Annotated in this window: 15 protein-coding genes; 2 read left to right on the top strand and 13 right to left on the bottom strand. The window is 64.5% G+C overall.

The window, feature by feature from the left end:
• Positions 1-52: 52 nt before the first annotated feature.
• From GPL20_RS22080 to GPL20_RS22030, 10 genes are all read right to left on the bottom strand, one after another.
• Positions 53-2,530, bottom strand: coding sequence for a DNA translocase FtsK (locus GPL20_RS22080; RefSeq protein WP_157331606.1), 2,478 nt, complete (start codon positions 2,528-2,530; stop codon positions 53-55).
• 9 nt (positions 2,531-2,539) lie between these two features.
• Entirely contained in the window at positions 2,540-3,754 is a 1,215-nt protein-coding gene (locus GPL20_RS22075) for an aminotransferase class I/II-fold pyridoxal phosphate-dependent enzyme (RefSeq protein WP_157331605.1), read from the bottom strand.
• A 235-nt stretch (positions 3,755-3,989) separates the two neighbouring features.
• Positions 3,990-4,394 carry a GFA family protein gene (locus GPL20_RS22070; RefSeq protein WP_157331604.1) on the bottom strand — a complete coding sequence of 135 codons (405 nt, stop codon included), beginning with the start codon at positions 4,392-4,394 and terminating at the stop codon, positions 3,990-3,992.
• A 306-nt stretch (positions 4,395-4,700) separates the two neighbouring features.
• Positions 4,701-6,149: an ammonium transporter gene (locus GPL20_RS22060; RefSeq protein WP_157331602.1), complete on the bottom strand. Its 1,449-nt coding sequence runs from the start codon at positions 6,147-6,149 to the stop codon at positions 4,701-4,703.
• 38 nt (positions 6,150-6,187) lie between these two features.
• Positions 6,188-6,526 (bottom strand): P-II family nitrogen regulator, encoded by a 339-nt coding sequence (locus GPL20_RS22055; RefSeq protein ID WP_008142813.1) that lies wholly within the window; start codon positions 6,524-6,526, stop codon positions 6,188-6,190.
• Positions 6,527-6,948: 422 nt separating this feature from the next.
• Positions 6,949-7,551, bottom strand: coding sequence for an ATP-dependent Clp protease proteolytic subunit (locus GPL20_RS22050; RefSeq protein WP_157331601.1), 603 nt, complete (start codon positions 7,549-7,551; stop codon positions 6,949-6,951).
• Between the two features lie 40 nt (positions 7,552-7,591).
• A complete protein-coding gene (locus GPL20_RS22045) occupies positions 7,592-7,948 on the bottom strand; it encodes an SRPBCC family protein (protein ID WP_157331600.1) in 357 nt (118 codons plus the stop codon).
• A 12-nt stretch (positions 7,949-7,960) separates the two neighbouring features.
• A complete protein-coding gene (locus GPL20_RS22040) occupies positions 7,961-8,275 on the bottom strand; it encodes an ArsR/SmtB family transcription factor (protein ID WP_157331599.1) in 315 nt (104 codons plus the stop codon).
• A gap of 42 nt (positions 8,276-8,317) precedes the next feature.
• Positions 8,318-9,619 (bottom strand): ammonium transporter, encoded by a 1,302-nt coding sequence (locus GPL20_RS22035; protein ID WP_157331598.1) that lies wholly within the window; start codon positions 9,617-9,619, stop codon positions 8,318-8,320.
• A gap of 125 nt (positions 9,620-9,744) precedes the next feature.
• Positions 9,745-10,083, bottom strand: coding sequence for a P-II family nitrogen regulator (locus GPL20_RS22030; RefSeq protein WP_028176997.1), 339 nt, complete (start codon positions 10,081-10,083; stop codon positions 9,745-9,747).
• 237 nt (positions 10,084-10,320) lie between these two features.
• On the opposite strand from GPL20_RS22030, the gene GPL20_RS22025 reads away from it, so the two are divergent.
• Positions 10,321-11,202: a DUF4339 domain-containing protein gene (locus GPL20_RS22025; RefSeq protein ID WP_157331597.1), complete on the top strand. Its 882-nt coding sequence runs from the start codon at positions 10,321-10,323 to the stop codon at positions 11,200-11,202.
• A 153-nt stretch (positions 11,203-11,355) separates the two neighbouring features.
• On the opposite strand, the gene tesB is transcribed toward GPL20_RS22025, so the two are convergent.
• On the bottom strand, positions 11,356-12,219 hold the full coding sequence (tesB, locus tag GPL20_RS22020; RefSeq protein ID WP_142250742.1) for an acyl-CoA thioesterase II: 864 nt from the start codon (positions 12,217-12,219) through the stop codon (positions 11,356-11,358).
• Between the two features lie 222 nt (positions 12,220-12,441).
• On the opposite strand from tesB, the gene GPL20_RS22015 reads away from it, so the two are divergent.
• Positions 12,442-13,662, top strand: coding sequence for a ubiquinone biosynthesis hydroxylase (locus tag GPL20_RS22015; protein WP_157331596.1), 1,221 nt, complete (start codon positions 12,442-12,444; stop codon positions 13,660-13,662).
• Positions 13,663-13,726: 64 nt separating this feature from the next.
• Here GPL20_RS22015 and GPL20_RS22010 read toward each other — a convergent pair whose 3' ends face one another.
• Together GPL20_RS22010 and GPL20_RS22005 are read right to left on the bottom strand one after the other, a co-directional pair.
• On the bottom strand, positions 13,727-13,924 hold the full coding sequence (locus tag GPL20_RS22010) for a Trm112 family protein (protein ID WP_027554015.1): 198 nt from the start codon (positions 13,922-13,924) through the stop codon (positions 13,727-13,729).
• A gap of 68 nt (positions 13,925-13,992) precedes the next feature.
• Positions 13,993-14,523 (bottom strand): TetR/AcrR family transcriptional regulator, encoded by a 531-nt coding sequence (locus GPL20_RS22005; protein ID WP_157331595.1) that lies wholly within the window; start codon positions 14,521-14,523, stop codon positions 13,993-13,995.
• Positions 14,524-14,553 lie beyond the last annotated feature (30 nt).

Raw genomic sequence — 14,553 nt, 5'->3', positions numbered from 1 at the left:
GGGCAAAAGCGGATATCGATTTTGCGTGAAATTATGTGTTGAGGCCCTTGCCTCACATATGGCTGTCTTCTTCCTCGACCAGGATCTCACGCTTGCCGGCGTGGTTGGCAGGTCCGACGATGCCTTCCAGTTCCATGCGCTCCATCAGCGATGCGGCGCGGTTATAACCGATTTGCAGGCGGCGCTGGATGTAGCTGGTCGAGGCCTTGCGGTCGCGTTTGACGATCGCAACGGCCTGCGCGAACAGATCGCCGCCGCCGTCGGCACCCATGCCGGTGGCGTCGAACACCGCGCCGTCCTCGTCCTCGGTGGGCTCCTCGGCGGTGACAGCTTCGAGATATTCCGGTTGTCCCTGCGTCTTGAGGTGACGCACCACCTTCTCGACTTCCTCGTCGGAGGCAAAAGGTCCGTGCACGCGGCTGATGCGGCCGCCGCCGGCCATGTAGAGCATGTCGCCCTGACCGAGCAGCTGCTCGGCGCCCATTTCGCCGAGGATGGTGCGGCTGTCGATCTTGGAGGTGACCTGGAAGGCGATGCGGGTCGGGAAGTTCGCCTTGATGGTGCCGGTGATGACGTCGACCGACGGACGCTGCGTCGCGAGGATCACGTGCAGGCCGGCGGCGCGCGCCATCTGCGCGAGGCGCTGCACCGCACCTTCGATGTCCTTGCCGGCGACCATCATCAGGTCGGCCATTTCGTCGACGATGATGACGATGTAGGGCAACGGGTCGAGTGAGAGCTTCTCTTCCTCGTAGATCGCCTTGCCGGTCTCCTTGTCGAAGCCGGTATGCACCGTGCGCGTCGGTTCTTCGCCCTTGGCCTTCAGTTCGAGCAGGCGCGTGTTGTAGCCGTCGATGTTGCGCACACCGAGCTTGGCCATGTTCTTGTAGCGCTCTTCCATCTCGCGCACGGCCCATTTCAGCGCGACCACCGCCTTCTTCGGATCGGTCACGACCGGCGTGAGCAGATGGGGAATGCCGTCATAGACCGAGAGTTCGAGCATCTTCGGATCGACCATGATCAGCCGGCACTGGTCCGGGCGCAGCCGGTAGACCAGGCTGAGGATCATGGTGTTGATGGCGACCGACTTGCCCGAGCCGGTGGTACCGGCGATCAGCATGTGCGGCGTGCGGGCGAGATCGATGATGACGGGATCGCCGCCGATGGTCTTGCCGAGGCAGAGCGGCAGCTTTGCGACCGTCTCGGTCGCCTCCTTCGCCACCAGCAATTCGCGCAAGTAAACCTTTTCGCGATGCGCGTTCGGCAGCTCGATGCCGATGGCGTTGCGGCCGGGCACGACGGCGACGCGCGCCGACAATGCGCTCATCGAGCGGGCGATGTCGTCGGAGAGTCCGATCACGCGAGATGACTTGATGCCGGGCGCCGGCTCCAGCTCGTACAGCGTGACGACAGGACCCGGATTGGCCTTCACGATCTCGCCGCGCACGCCGAAGTCCTGCAGCACGCCTTCGAGCGCGCGTGAATTGGCCTCCAGCTCGGCCTTGCTGAGCGGCTGGCGATCGGCGGCCTTCGGCGCCGCCAGCATCGACACGGAGGGAAGGTCGAACTTGTCGGAGGATTTCTTGCCAGGAGCCTTCGCCGCAGCCTTCTTGCGCGGTGCGCGCGCGGCCGGCTCCTCCTCTTCCTCCTCCTCCTCTTCCTCGTCTTCGTGCTCCTCCTCGTAGTCCTCGTCTTCGGATTGCGGCGAGATCGAAGGCGCGGCGCGGCCGCCGCCGAGATTCGGTTCCTGGCGGCTGAACCCAACCGCCTTGGTCTTGGGTCCGCTCGAGACCAGCGAGCGATAAGCGGCACCGAAGAGCCAGATCAGCCGCGCCTTTGTGCTCATCAAGGCGTGGAACAGCCAGCCCAGCGACACCGAGCCGCGATCGCTCACCTCGTCCTCGTCGAGCGGCTTGTCGTCCTCCTCGATCTCGGCGTGCTCCTCATCCTGCTCGCGTGCACCAAGCCCGCAGGCGATCAGGAACGTCGCGGCCATTGCCACGAACAGGATCACACCGAGCACGGTGCGGTAGATCATGCCGGGCGGCCCGAAAATCACGGCCGGCGTGCGCACCAGGGCATCGCCGACCACGCCGCCGAGCCCGGTCGGCAGCGGCCAGGCGCCGCCATGCGGCCAGCAGCTGACAAAGCCCGCCGCGATCACCGTGCAGAGAATCCAGGAGCCGAGGCGCAGCGCCTCGCGGTCGAACGGGCGATGCGTCATCATGCGCCAGCCCCAGACCGCGACCGTCAGGACCAGCATGATCGCGCCGAGCCCGAGGATCTGCATCGCAAGGTCGGCGCCGATCGCGCCGGCATAGCCGAGAATGTTGCGGATCGGCCGCGAGGTGGCGTGGCTGAGGCTGGGATCCTGCACCGACCAGGTCATCAGCGCGGCCGAGGCGACGCCCGACAGCGCCACCAGGCCGAGGCCGGTGAGCTCGCGCAGACGCCGCGCCAGCCCCTCGCGGATCGAGGGCGGCAGATGGCCGACCAGTGGAATGACACGTTCGATTGCCGACATGCTCATGGGCCCCGCCTAACCCAGAGTCTCGACCAGGCGGTGCAGCGCCTGTGCCGTGGTCTCGCCATCCTGCACCAGCGCCAGGCGAATGTAGCCTGCACCGGGATTGAATCCGTTAGGCTGCTGTCGCGCCAAAAAGCTGCCGGGCACCACGCGCACGCCTGCTTCCTTGAAGAGTTTCAAAGTTACGGACACGTCGTCGCCGAGCTCGGACGTATTGAGCCAGACGCAGAAGCCGGCGTCAGGCCGGCGATAGCCGTAACGATTGCCGATGATCTGGTCAGCGAGATCGAATTTGATCCGGTAGAGCCTGCGGTTCTCCTCGACATGCGCTTCGTCGCCATAGGCAACGGTGGCGACATGCTGAAGCGGCACCGGCACCTGCGGCGCCGCGATGTTGCGCAGCTCGAGGAATATGCCGATGAATTTTTTGTCGCCGGCGGCGAAGCCGACGCGCAGGCCCGGCAGGTTGGAGCGCTTCGACAGCGACTGGAACGCCACCACGCGGGTGAAGTCGGGGCCGGCGCATTCGAGCGCGCTGCCCGGGGCCTCGCGGGTGTAGATCTCGGAATAGCACTCGTCGCTGAGGATCACGAAGCCGTAGCGGTCGGCGAGCTGCTTCAACCGCCTGAAATAGTCGGGCTTGGCAACCGAGCCCTGCGGGTTCGCGGGCGAGGCCAGATAGAACGCGACCGTGCGCGCCAGTGTCGCCTCGTCGATGGCATCGAGATCCGGCAGGAAACCGTTCTCGACCGTGGTCGGCAGATAGACCGGCTCGCAGGCCGCAGCGCCCGCGCCGGCGCCATAGACCGGATAGAACGGGTTCGGCATCAGGATGGCTGGCTTGCCGGGGCGCAGGCCGACATAGCGTGCCGCCGCGATCGCAGCGAGGAACAGCCCTTCGCGGCTGCCATTGAGGACGAGAATCTCGCTCTCGGGGTCGAGCGGCCGCGGCAACCTGAAGCGCGACGACAGCCAGGCGCCGGCAGCCTTGCGGAACGGGTCGGTGCCTTTGTTCGCGGGGTAACGGCCGAAATCGGCGATGTGCCTGGCCAGCTCCGGGCCGACGAAGTCGGGCACGGGATGCTGGGGTTCGCCGACAGCGAGCGAAATCAAGGGCTTGCCCGGTTGATGCGGGGCCAGCAGCTCGTTCAGCCGGACGAAGGGCGAGCGTTCGTTATCGGAGCTTCCACCGGCCAGCGGCGCGCGGGATGAAGCGGTCATAGCCATTCTGGGCGCCAGCACTCTTGGAACAGCCGGTCGCGCGAAAGCGCCGGCGGGAAATGGTTCAGTTCACCATAGATAGGGCGAGGTTAAGACGCGATTAACCATCGGCCGCCACCTCCGTCCAGAGCCGGAATAATGAGGCCGGATAACAACGGGACGCAGACGCCTGGGGACGTCATGGCCGGGCTTGTCCCGGCCATCCACGGCCTTTTCTGCCGCGTTTCGTGAGGTTTGGCGGCTAGCGCCCCGGCAGCTTCTCGAATGTCGCCATGCCCGCGGGAATCGCGTGGAACTCCTGCTTGTCGCAGGTGTAGATCGCCATCTGCGGATGGAACTGCGCCGGCTCGTCCAGTGTGCCAACCTTCAGGACCGCGGCGGGCAGGCCGGGAACCTTGGTTGCCAGATGCGTGCCGCATTCGGCGCAGAATTCGCGCGTGACCGCGCGCGCGAGGTCCTTGCGCGTGAATTGCTTGGGTTGCCCGGTGATGTAGGAAAAGCCGGCTGCCGGCATCGCGATGAAGGTGTTGGGTGCGCCGCCCGAGATGTACTGGCATTCGCGGCAATGACATTGCGCCTGCATCATCGGATCGCCTTCGGCCACGTAGCGCACTTCGCCGCAATAGCATCCACCTTCCAAACGCATGACGACCTCCCGGTTTGTTGTTCTTGAGGTCGATATTTCTGCGCCGACGATGCGGAATGGCAATCTTTTTCTTCGCCCTTGAGCCACTTCCGTTCCGATGGAATCGGAACGGGGCTCTAGGTTCTTGTCTTGACGCGTTTTCCTTACGCGAACCGGGATCCACTTCGCTCGAAAACGCTTTGTCGGGTCAAAAGAAAGGGGCTCCAACTTGCGCTGGAGCCCCTCAACGGTCGGGGCATTGCCGGGTATGTGCCCAAACCGTAGTTCTGGTCGCGGTCCCGGATGAGACCGCGACCGGGAGGAGAGTTACATGTTGTAGGCGCGCTCGGTGTGCTCGGTGATGTCGAGGCCTTCACGCTCGCTCTCGACATTGGCACGGAGGCCAACGATCACATCGACGACCTTGTAGAGGATCGCCGAACCGACGCCCGACCACACCAGCGTGGTGCAGACCGCCTTGAGCTGGGCGAGCACCTGGACCGTGAAGTCGTAGTCGGCAACCTTCGGCGGGATCGCGGTGTAGTCGATGATGCCGGCGCCGCCGAGCGCGGGGTTGACGAGAATGCCGGTGCCGATGGCGCCGACGATGCCGCCGACGCAGTGCACGCCGAACACGTCGAGGGAGTCATCGTAGCCGAGTGCGTTCTTCACGACGGTGCAGAAGAACAGGCAGACCACGCCGACGATGAGGCCGAGGACGATCGCACCCATCACACCGGCGAAGCCGGCGGCAGGCGTGACGGCCACGAGGCCTGCAACGGCACCGGAGATGACGCCGAGCACCGAGGGATGACCCTTGATGATCCACTCCGCGAACATCCACGACAGCGCGGCGGCTGCGGTGGCGACGAAGGAGTTGGTCATGGCGAGGGCAGCGCCGCCGTTGGCTTCCAGGTTGGAGCCGGCGTTGAAGCCGAACCAGCCGACCCAGAGCAGCGAGGCGCCGATCATCGACATGGTCAGCGAGTGCGGAGCCATCAGCTCCTTGCCATAGCCAACGCGCTTGCCGATCAGGAGAGCGCCGACGAGGCCTGCGATGCCGGCGTTGATGTGCACCACGGTGCCGCCCGCGAAGTCGATCGCACCCATCTTGAAGATCCAGCCGGCGTCGGCGTTGATCTCGTCGAGCTTGGCCTGCGCCGCGGTCTTGGCCGCCGCATCACCCGCCGCAGCGAGCGCCTTGGCAGCGTCCTGGATCATGTCCGGGCCGGGCCAGTACCAGACCATGTGCGCGATCGGGAAGTAGATCAGCGTGACCCAGAGCGGGATGAACAGAGCGATCGCCGAGAACTTCATGCGCTCGGCGAAAGCGCCGACGATGAGGGCGGGCGTGATGGCCGCAAAGGTCATCTGGAAGCACATGTAGATGAGCTCCGAGATGTTGGCGTCGACCGAGAAGGTCGCGGCCTTCGAATCGGTGGTGACGCCCATCATGAAGGCCTTGGAGAAGCCGCCAATGAAGTCGGAGCCGCCGGTGAAGGCGAGGCTGTAGCCGTACACGGCCCAGATCACGGTGACGACGCAGACGGTGTAGAACACCTGCATCAGGACGGAGAGCATGTTCTTGGAACGGACCAGGCCGCCGTAGAACAGCGCGAGGCCGGGGATCGTCATCAACAGCACCAGCACTGTCGATGTCAGCATCCAGGCGTTGTCTCCCTTGTTGACCGTTGGCTCGGCGTAGGCTGCGGTCGCAGCGAACAGGCCGGCTGCGAGAGCCGCCAATCCCGTGCCATAGGGACGCTTGAACGTCATTTTATTCACTCCTGATTGGATAAAGGTTGAGCGCGAAATCAAAGGGCCGCGGCGTCGGCCTCGCCGGTGCGGATGCGCACCGCATGGTCGAGGTTGATGACGAAGATCTTGCCGTCGCCGATCTGCCCGGTTTTCGCGGCGGACGTGATGGCGTCGATGGTCTTGTCGACCTGGTCGGAGGCGACAGCGACCTCGATCTTGATCTTGGGCAGGAAGCTCACGGCATATTCGGCGCCGCGATAGATTTCCGTATGGCCCTTCTGGCGGCCATATCCCTTGACTTCCGTCACCGTGAGACCGTGAACGCCGATGGCGGTCAGGGCGTCACGGACTTCTTCCAGCTTGAATGGCTTGATAATCGCCATAACAATTTTCATGGGTCCTATCCCCGCTTGGGCCCGGTCCGGACATGGCCGGGCGTTTCTCGACTGGTTCGCCACGAGGGAGACGTTTCACTACGCGGGCACAGCCGGACCCCTAGAATCAAATGCCGTGCCAGATCGGGCGCATTGCCTAACGGACTATGAAAACGGGGGTTTTCGCGTTTGACGGGTGTTGCGGCGCAGTGCGCTATTACGTCGCGCTTAATACGTGGTCAGCCCTGATTAAAATAAGGGCACGACAGGCTGCCGACACAATGTTGCTTACGCGTCGGGCAGCGGAAAGGTATTTTATTACGGGCGAGGCCCGAGAAACATCGAGCCTTTGCTCCCGCTGCTCACGAGATGCGCGCTAGACGACAGCCGGGGCGAGCGAACGAGCCTGGGAAAGGTATCCGGCTGAGACCCGCTATCGCACATCAGGCCGCGTCGCGCTCTGCAAAAACCCGGTCGACCAAGCCCCACTCGACCCCCTGCTGCGCGGTCATGAAGTGGTCGCGATCGAGTGTCCGTTCGACCTCCTCTTCCGTCCGCCCGCAATGCTGCGCATAGAGGCGGATGATGCGCCGCTTGGTCTCCTGCATCTCATTGGCGTGGATCAGGATGTCGGATGCCTGGCCCTGGAAGCCGCCGAGTGGCTGATGCACGTGGAGGCTCGCATTGGGCAGGGCGGCGCGGTGACCGGGCTCGCCGGCCATCAGCAGGAACGAGCCCATGGAGCGCGCCGTGCCCATGCACAGCGTATGGACCGGCGCCTTGATGAATTGCATGGTGTCGTACATCGCGAGGCCGCTGGTAACCACGCCGCCATACGAGTTGATGTAGAGATTGATCGGCTTGTTCGGATTCTCCGCCTCCAGGAACAAGAGCTGCGCGCAGACGAGGCCCGACATCGCGTCATTGACCTCGCCATTGAGGAAGATGATGCGCTCGCGCAGGAGCCGCGAATAGATGTCGAAGGATCGCTCGCCGCGGCTGGACTGTTCGACCACCATAGGGACGAGCTGAAGCATGTCGCGCATCGGCGACCTCCCATTTCTGTAGATGACGAAGTCTTTTTTGCTAGGCCGCTGCGCGCATCAGGCAGCAATTGCTGTTGTCCGGCTGCGGCAGTTTTACGCTGATAGCGCAGGCTTGCTGGATGATGCGAAAGCGCGTGCCGCCGTCTTCGTTCGGCTCGATCCTGAAGATGACGTGGCTCTCACGAAATGGCGGTTCGGAATCGCGGAGGCGGTAGCGCACCTCTTCGCCCGGGATCGATGTTTCCGGCTCGGCGCCCGCAAGGTCGCAATCCGGCAGCCAGCGCTCGCGCAGGGCCGGAATGGTCACGGCGCGCCAGACCTTTGCCGGCGGCGCATCGAGGTCGTATTCGAGCACCAGGGCAGGGTCGGAGGGATCAGGTTTCACTGCGTCGCTCATTGATCCAGATCCTTACTGATCCATGTCCTTCAAGAGACCGGCGAGCGCTTCCATGCGCTTCGGCCAGTAGGCGCGGTAGCGCGCAAGCCATGTCCCGATGGTGGCGATCCCGTCCGGGTCGACCTCGTAGTTCACAAAGCGGCCCTGCCGCTGTTCGCGTACCAGGCCTGCCGCACGCAGCACCGCGAGATGCTGCGACATCGCCGGTTGGCTGATCTCCAATCCGTCGCGCAAAGCGCTGGCATTCAGGCTTCCGCCAGCGAGCTTCTCAAAGACCTTTCGGCGCGTCGGGTCGGCCAGCGCCTTGAAGATGTCGGCTTCGATCATGCCAACACATAAGCATTTACTTATGTATTGCGCAAGTCCCGATTACTGGAGCGCTTCGCCGTGCTGCGAGATATCGAGTCCTTCCAGCTCGTGCTCCCGCGAGACGCGCAGCGGCACGAACAGGCCGACCAGCTTGAGCAGGATGAAGCTCACGCCCGCCGACCAGACGAAGGTGACGGCGACGCCGTAGAGCTGGATCAACACCTGCTGCGGATGGCCCTCGATCAGGCCGGCGGTGCCGCCGATCGCGCTGGTTGCGAACACGCCGGCGAGCAGCGTGCCGGTCAGCCCGCCGATGCCGTGGACACCAAACACGTCGAGCGAATCGTCATAGTTGAAGCGGTGCTTCAGCCAGGTGCAGGCCCAGTAGCAGACCGCCCCGGCGATGATGCCGATGACGATGCCATGCCAGGGCGCGACGAATCCGGAGGCCGGCGTGATGGTGCCGAGTCCCGCCACCGCGCCGGAGATCATGCCGAGCACCGAGGGCTTGCGCCGGGTCGACCATTCGATCGCGCCCCAGGTCAGCGCGCCGGCGCAAGCGGCGAGATGGGTGGCGATGATCGCCAGCACCGCACGCGAATTGGCTGCGCCCGCCGAGCCTCCGTTGAAGCCGAACCAGCCGACCCACAACAGGCCGGTGCCCATCACCGCGAGCGACAGATCGAACGGCGAGAGATTTTCGCTGCCGTAACCATGACGGCGTCCCATTACCTTGGCGGCGACGAGGCCGGCGGTGCCGGCCGACAGATGCACCACGAGGCCACCGGCGAAATCCAGCACGCCCATGCTGGCGAGGAAGCCGCCGCCCCACACCCAATGCGCCAGCGGAATATAGACGAAGATGAACCAGGCGACGGAGAACAGGAGATAGGCGGAGAACCGCATCCGGTCGGCGACCGAGCCTGCGACCAGCGCCACCGTGATGATGGCGAACGTCATCTGGTACAGCATGAACAGCGATTCCGGGATCGTCTTCGCCGCCGGGTTGACGCTGTCCATGGTCATGCCGGCGAGGAACCAGCGGTCGAGCGTGCCGATCCACGGGCCATCGCCGACGAAGCAGAGCGAATAGCCGAACGCGACCCAGAGGATGGAGATCAGCGTCACCGCGGCGAGGCTCTGCGCCATGGTGGCGAGCACGTTCTTCTTGCGCACCATGCCGGAGTAGAACAGTGCCAGCCCCGGGATCGTCATCATCAGCACCAGCGCGGTGGCGACGATCATCCAGGCGGTGTCGGCGGTGTTGATCTCGGAGCTTGCGGCGTGTGCCGGCGACGCAATGATGGATGCAAGTCCGATCGGCGCAGCCATGACAGCTACGCGGCGCAACAATCCCGCCATGTCATTTCCCCCAGCAGTGATGACGTCGCACGCTGTGGCGTCGTTGCCCGGTGCGATCGAAGTATCAGAGCGTTTTCGAGCGAAGCGGATACCGGTTCGCGTCAAGAAACGCGTCAGAACAAAAGTTAGAGCGCGTCGCTGTCGGTTTCGCCGGTGCGGATGCGCAGCGCGTGGTCGATCGGCGTGACGAAGATCTTGCCGTCGCCGATCTGCCCGGTCCGTGCGGTCGCGGTGATCACGCTGACGGCCTTGTCGGCGACGTCGGAAGCGACCGCGATCTCGATCCGGAGCTTCGGCAGGAAGTTCACGACATATTCGGCGCCGCGATAGATCTCGGTGTGCCCCTTCTGGCGGCCATAGCCCTTCACCTCGGTCACGGTCATGCCGTGGACGCCGATCGCCGTCAGGGCCTGGCGGACCTCATCGAGCTTGAAGGGTTTGATGATCGCGACGACGAGTTTCATGGTCAGGCCTATTCCCCGGGATGCGCCGCGCCGTATGTCCCCGGCGCTGCGTCAATCTGGCATCTTTCCGGGCAAATGGCACAAAAAAGTTGCAGATTGAAGCGGAAAAACGTTTGGCCCTATGAACGGCCGCCTCTGTACAGGGCAGCCGTTCATCCTTCACAATGCATTTTTGGCATGGATGCGATGAACCCAGGCATCCCGGCCAGTACATAAGTATGTTCAGGGGGACGCTTCATGGCGAGTTGGTTCTACGCATCCGAGGGCAAGCAGCAGGGGCCATTCCCGGAAGGGCAATTCCGCGATCTCATTGCCCAAGGCGTCGTGCGCCCGGACACGCTGGTGTGGACCGAGGGCATGGCCGGCTGGCAGAAAGCTGCCGAAATCCCCGGCCTGGTCGGAGGCGGCGGCGCGCCGCCGATGATGCCGGCCGGCGGCCCGCCGATGATGGGCTCCGGCGGTTATGGTGGTGCGAGCGCAGGATCGCTGTCGGTCGATTTCGGCATCCTCGAGTTCACCTGGCGCAGCATCGTCCTGCTGATCGGAATGATCTTCGTCATCCCGGCGCCGTGGGTGTTCGTCTGGTACACGAAATGGATCGTGTCCTGCGTCAGGGTCCCGGGACGGCCGAACCTCAGCTTCACCGGCGATGCGATGACGCTGGTCCCCTGGTATTTCGGCTTCATCGTCCTGGCGATCGCCATCGCCTTCATCGGCAGCCAGTTGCTGAGCAACCTGCTGTTCATCGTGCAGATCGTCCTCTATTGGCTGCTGGTCAAATGGTTGGTCGCAAATCTCGCGTCCAACGGGCAGCCGCTCGGGCTGAGCTTCACGGGCTCGATCTGGGCCTATATCGGCTGGAACCTGCTGTTCGCGATCTCCATCATCACCATCATCGGCTGGGCGTGGGTCGCCGCGGCCCAGATGCGCTGGTTCTGCCGCAGCATCGAAGGCACACGGCGCGAGATCGTCTTCAAGGGCAGTGGCCTCGATATCCTCTGGCGCGGGATCGTCGCCGCGATCCTGTGCGGCTTCATCATCCCGATCCCGTGGGTGTATCGCTGGATCATGAACTGGTTCGCCTCGCAGACCGAGCTCGCTCCGCGCGGCTCCGTCTAAGGCATGATCCGGACCCGAAGGGCCGCGTTAGCGCAAAGTGCGCGGCGGTTTTCCTTCGCGACAAACGCGGAACGCGTTTGCGCGGAGATCATGCTCAAACAACAACCTAAAGCGCGATGACGATTCACCTCAATCGCGTCGCGCTTCAGGTGGTCAGCTCCTCCGCTCGCGCACGGAGCCTTCCTGCGCGACGGAAGCCACCAGCGTGCCGTCCGGCTTGAAGATCGAGCCGCGGGTCAGGCCGCGGCCGCCGCGCGCGCTCGGCGAATCCTGAGCGTAAAGCAGCCATTCGTCGGCGCGGAACGGGCGGTGAAACCACATCGCGTGGTCGAGGCTCGCCGGCATCATGCGCTTGTCGAACAGCGTGCGGCCATAGCGCGCCATGATCGCGTCGAGCAGCGAGAAGTCCGAGGCATAGGCGAGCGCGCACATGTGCAGCGCCGGGTCGTCCGGCAGCGTCGCCGCGGTCTTGATCCAGACGTGAATGCGGCCGTCGTCGATTTTCTGGCCGAAGTAACGGCCAAGCTCGACCGGTCGCAGCTCGATCGGACGATCGGATTCGTAGTAGCGGCGGATGAACTCCGGCATCTCCTTGAACATCGGCTGCTTCGCCACCTCCTCCGCCGTGAGCTTTTCCGGCGGCGGCACGTCGGGCATCTTGTCCTGATGGTCGAACGCACTCTCCTCCTCGGCGTGGAAGGACACCATGATCGAGAAGATCGCGTTGCCGTGCTGGATCGCGGTGACGCGGCGGGTCGAATAGCTTTTGCCGTCGCGCAGGCGTTCGACCTGGTAGATGATCGGGATCTGCGGGTCGCCCGGCAGGATGAAATAGCAATGCAGCGAATGCGGCAGCCGGCCCTCGACGGTGCGACAGGCCGCCACCATCGCCTGCCCGATCACCTGGCCGCCGAACACCCGCTGCCAGCTCGTCTTCGGGCTGTTGCCGCGGAACAGATTCACCTCGAGCTGCTCGAGATCGAGGATCGAAATCAGGTCGATCAGGCTTTTGGACATGACAACAACTCTCTCAAATCGTCATTCCGGGATGCGCCGGAACGGCGCAGGCCCGGAATCCATAACCCCGGCTTGTGGTTATGGATTCCGGGCTCGCGACTTCGTCGCGCCCCGGAATGACACAGTCGGGCCGTTCCGCCCTTGTTTCACCGCACTGTTTCGCCCACCTCAAGTCTGCTAGCAAGACCGGGAATAGGCGAAGTTTCAGCCGGGAATCTGGGTATGTCGGTACAGGGTAGCATTGTCATTGGCGGTGGCGCGTTTGCAGGGCTGGCGCTGGCCCTGGCGCTGCGCCAGGGGCTCGGGCCCGAGATTCCCGTCATCGTCGTCGATCCCGCGCTCAACACGCGTCCGAGCCGCGACCCGCGCGCAACCGCGATCGTGGCGGCCTGCCGCCGCCTGTTCGAGGCGATCGGCGCCTGGGACGACGTCAGAAGCGAGGCGCAGCCGATCCTCGACATGGTGGTCACCGATTCCAGGCTGGAGGATGCCACCCGGCCGGTGTTCCTGAACTTCGCCGGCGATGTCGCGCCGGGCGAGCCCTTCGCGCACATGGTCGAGAACCGCCGCCTGATCGATGCGCTGGTGGTGCGCGCCGAGGCCGAGGGCATCGATCTCCGCGCCACCACCGTGTCGTCCTACGACGCGCGCAGCGACGGCATCGACGTGACGCTCGGCGACGGCAGCGTGATCGCGGCCAGCCTGCTGGTCGCGGCCGATGGCGCGAAGTCGAAGCTGCGCGAGCGTGCCGGCATCGTCACCCATGGCTGGGAGTACGACCAGTCCGGCATCGTCGTCACCGTCGGCCACGAGCGCGATCACGACGGCCGCGCCGAAGAACATTTTTTGCCGGCCGGTCCGTTCGCGATCCTGCCGCTCTCGGGAAAACGCTCGTCGCTGGTGTGGACCGAGGGCCGCACTGAGGCTGCGCGGATCGTTGCGTTGAGCGAGGAAGAGTTTCACAGCGAGCTCGAGCAGCGTTTCGGTCTGCATCTCGGCGAGGTGAAAGCGCTCGACAAGCCGCGCGCGTTCCCGCTGTCCTATTTCGTGGCGCGTTCCTTCATCGCCGAACGCCTCGCGCTGGTCGGCGATTCCGCGCATGTCATCCATCCCATCGCGGGCCAAGGTCTCAACATGGGTCTGAAGGATGTCGCGGCGCTGGCCGAGGTCGTCGTCGATGCCGCGCGGCTCGGCATGGATATCGGCGGCGGCGACGTGCTCGAGCGCTACCAGCGCTGGCGCCGCTTCGACACCATGGCGATGGGCGTTGCCACCAACTCGCTGAACTTCCTGTTCTCCAACCACTCGACGCTGCTGCGCACGGTGCGCGATATCGGCCTCGGCCTCGTCGACCGCGCCCCGCCGCTGAAGAATCTCTTCATCCGCCAGGCGGCCGGACTCACCGGCGAGGTGCCGCGGCTGTTGAAGGGCGAGGCGTTGTGAGCAGGTGAATGGTGAGTAGCGAATAGCGTCCATTCGCTATTCGCTACTCACCATTCGCCCTTCCTCAATCGATCTTGCGCGCCTCTTCCGGCAGCATGATCGGGATGCCGTCGCGGATCGGATAAGCGAGCTTTGCGCTGCGCGAGATCAGCTCCTGCCGGGCGGCGTCGAATTCCAGCGGGCCCTTGGTCAGCGGGCAGACCAGAATCTCCAGCAATTTGGGGTCGACGCTGTTTTCGGGGCGTTCGGTGGGCGCGTTCATGATGGTCTCCGGCGGTCGGGTTGCCTCTAGCACAGAAAATCGCGTCGGCCCATCGCGGCTGTCGCGGCTCACGCGGAAACCATCCGCAGGATCTCGTCCTCCAGGCGCTGAAGCCGCGCCGGCGGCACCGGCGTCCCCGACAAGGCAAAACCGAGAAAGGTCCAGTACAGTATCTGCGCCCGCGCCTGCGCCATGGCCGGGGCGAGCCCCCGCTTCTCCAAGAGCGTTTCGATATAGTCGAGCCTGCGGCGGTCGATCGCACGGACCGCGCCTTGCGCCGACGCGTCGAAGGCCGCCCAGTTGCGCACGGCACGCTCGAGGTCGAGCCGCGCGCCGAAGGATCGTCGCAACAGCGCCTTCAGCGGCTCGTCGCTGCCGGCCTCGACGTCGGCAATGATCTGCTCGGCCGCGATCTCGCGCCAGCGCTTCAGCAAGGCCGCGTGGAAGGCTCCGAGATCGGCGAAATGCCAGTAGAAGCTGCCGCGCGACACGCCCATGGCCTTGGCGAGCGGATCGGCCTTCAGCGCCGTGAAGCCGTTCCCGGCGAGCGCCTTGAGCCCCTGCTTGATCCAGTCGTCGGCGGAGAGCTGTTCGGTCATGTCGGTTCCCGGGTTCGGACCATACACGAG

The organism is Bradyrhizobium cajani (assembly GCF_009759665.1).
GTDB classification, from domain to species: domain Bacteria; phylum Pseudomonadota; class Alphaproteobacteria; order Rhizobiales; family Xanthobacteraceae; genus Bradyrhizobium; species Bradyrhizobium cajani.
Note: the sequence above shows the minus strand (reverse complement) of the source record. Positions and strands in the feature narration are given on the sequence as shown.

What these genes read in the sequence shown, in the direction of transcription:
- GPL20_RS22050 (WP_157331601.1), bottom strand. Translation starts at nt 7,551, where the DNA reads ATGCGCGACATGCTTCAGCTCGTCCCTATGGTGGTCGAACAGTCCAGC.
- tesB (WP_142250742.1), bottom strand. Translation starts at nt 12,219, where the DNA reads ATGTCCAAAAGCCTGATCGACCTGATTTCGATCCTCGATCTCGAGCAG.
- GPL20_RS22070 (WP_157331604.1), bottom strand. Translation starts at nt 4,394, where the DNA reads ATGCGTTTGGAAGGTGGATGCTATTGCGGCGAAGTGCGCTACGTGGCC.
- GPL20_RS22060 (WP_157331602.1), bottom strand. Translation starts at nt 6,149, where the DNA reads ATGACGTTCAAGCGTCCCTATGGCACGGGATTGGCGGCTCTCGCAGCC.
- GPL20_RS22045 (WP_157331600.1), bottom strand. Translation starts at nt 7,948, where the DNA reads ATGAGCGACGCAGTGAAACCTGATCCCTCCGACCCTGCCCTGGTGCTC.
- GPL20_RS22010 (WP_027554015.1), bottom strand. Translation starts at nt 13,924, where the DNA reads ATGAACGCGCCCACCGAACGCCCCGAAAACAGCGTCGACCCCAAATTG.
- GPL20_RS22040 (WP_157331599.1), bottom strand. Translation starts at nt 8,275, where the DNA reads ATGATCGAAGCCGACATCTTCAAGGCGCTGGCCGACCCGACGCGCCGA.
- GPL20_RS22025 (WP_157331597.1), top strand. Translation starts at nt 10,321, where the DNA reads ATGGCGAGTTGGTTCTACGCATCCGAGGGCAAGCAGCAGGGGCCATTC.
- GPL20_RS22080 (WP_157331606.1), bottom strand. Translation starts at nt 2,530, where the DNA reads ATGAGCATGTCGGCAATCGAACGTGTCATTCCACTGGTCGGCCATCTG.
- GPL20_RS22015 (WP_157331596.1), top strand. Translation starts at nt 12,442, where the DNA reads ATGTCGGTACAGGGTAGCATTGTCATTGGCGGTGGCGCGTTTGCAGGG.
- GPL20_RS22030 (WP_028176997.1), bottom strand. Translation starts at nt 10,083, where the DNA reads ATGAAACTCGTCGTCGCGATCATCAAACCCTTCAAGCTCGATGAGGTC.
- GPL20_RS22075 (WP_157331605.1), bottom strand. Translation starts at nt 3,754, where the DNA reads ATGGCTATGACCGCTTCATCCCGCGCGCCGCTGGCCGGTGGAAGCTCC.
- GPL20_RS22055 (WP_008142813.1), bottom strand. Translation starts at nt 6,526, where the DNA reads ATGAAAATTGTTATGGCGATTATCAAGCCATTCAAGCTGGAAGAAGTC.
- GPL20_RS22035 (WP_157331598.1), bottom strand. Translation starts at nt 9,619, where the DNA reads ATGGCGGGATTGTTGCGCCGCGTAGCTGTCATGGCTGCGCCGATCGGA.
- GPL20_RS22005 (WP_157331595.1), bottom strand. Translation starts at nt 14,523, where the DNA reads ATGACCGAACAGCTCTCCGCCGACGACTGGATCAAGCAGGGGCTCAAG.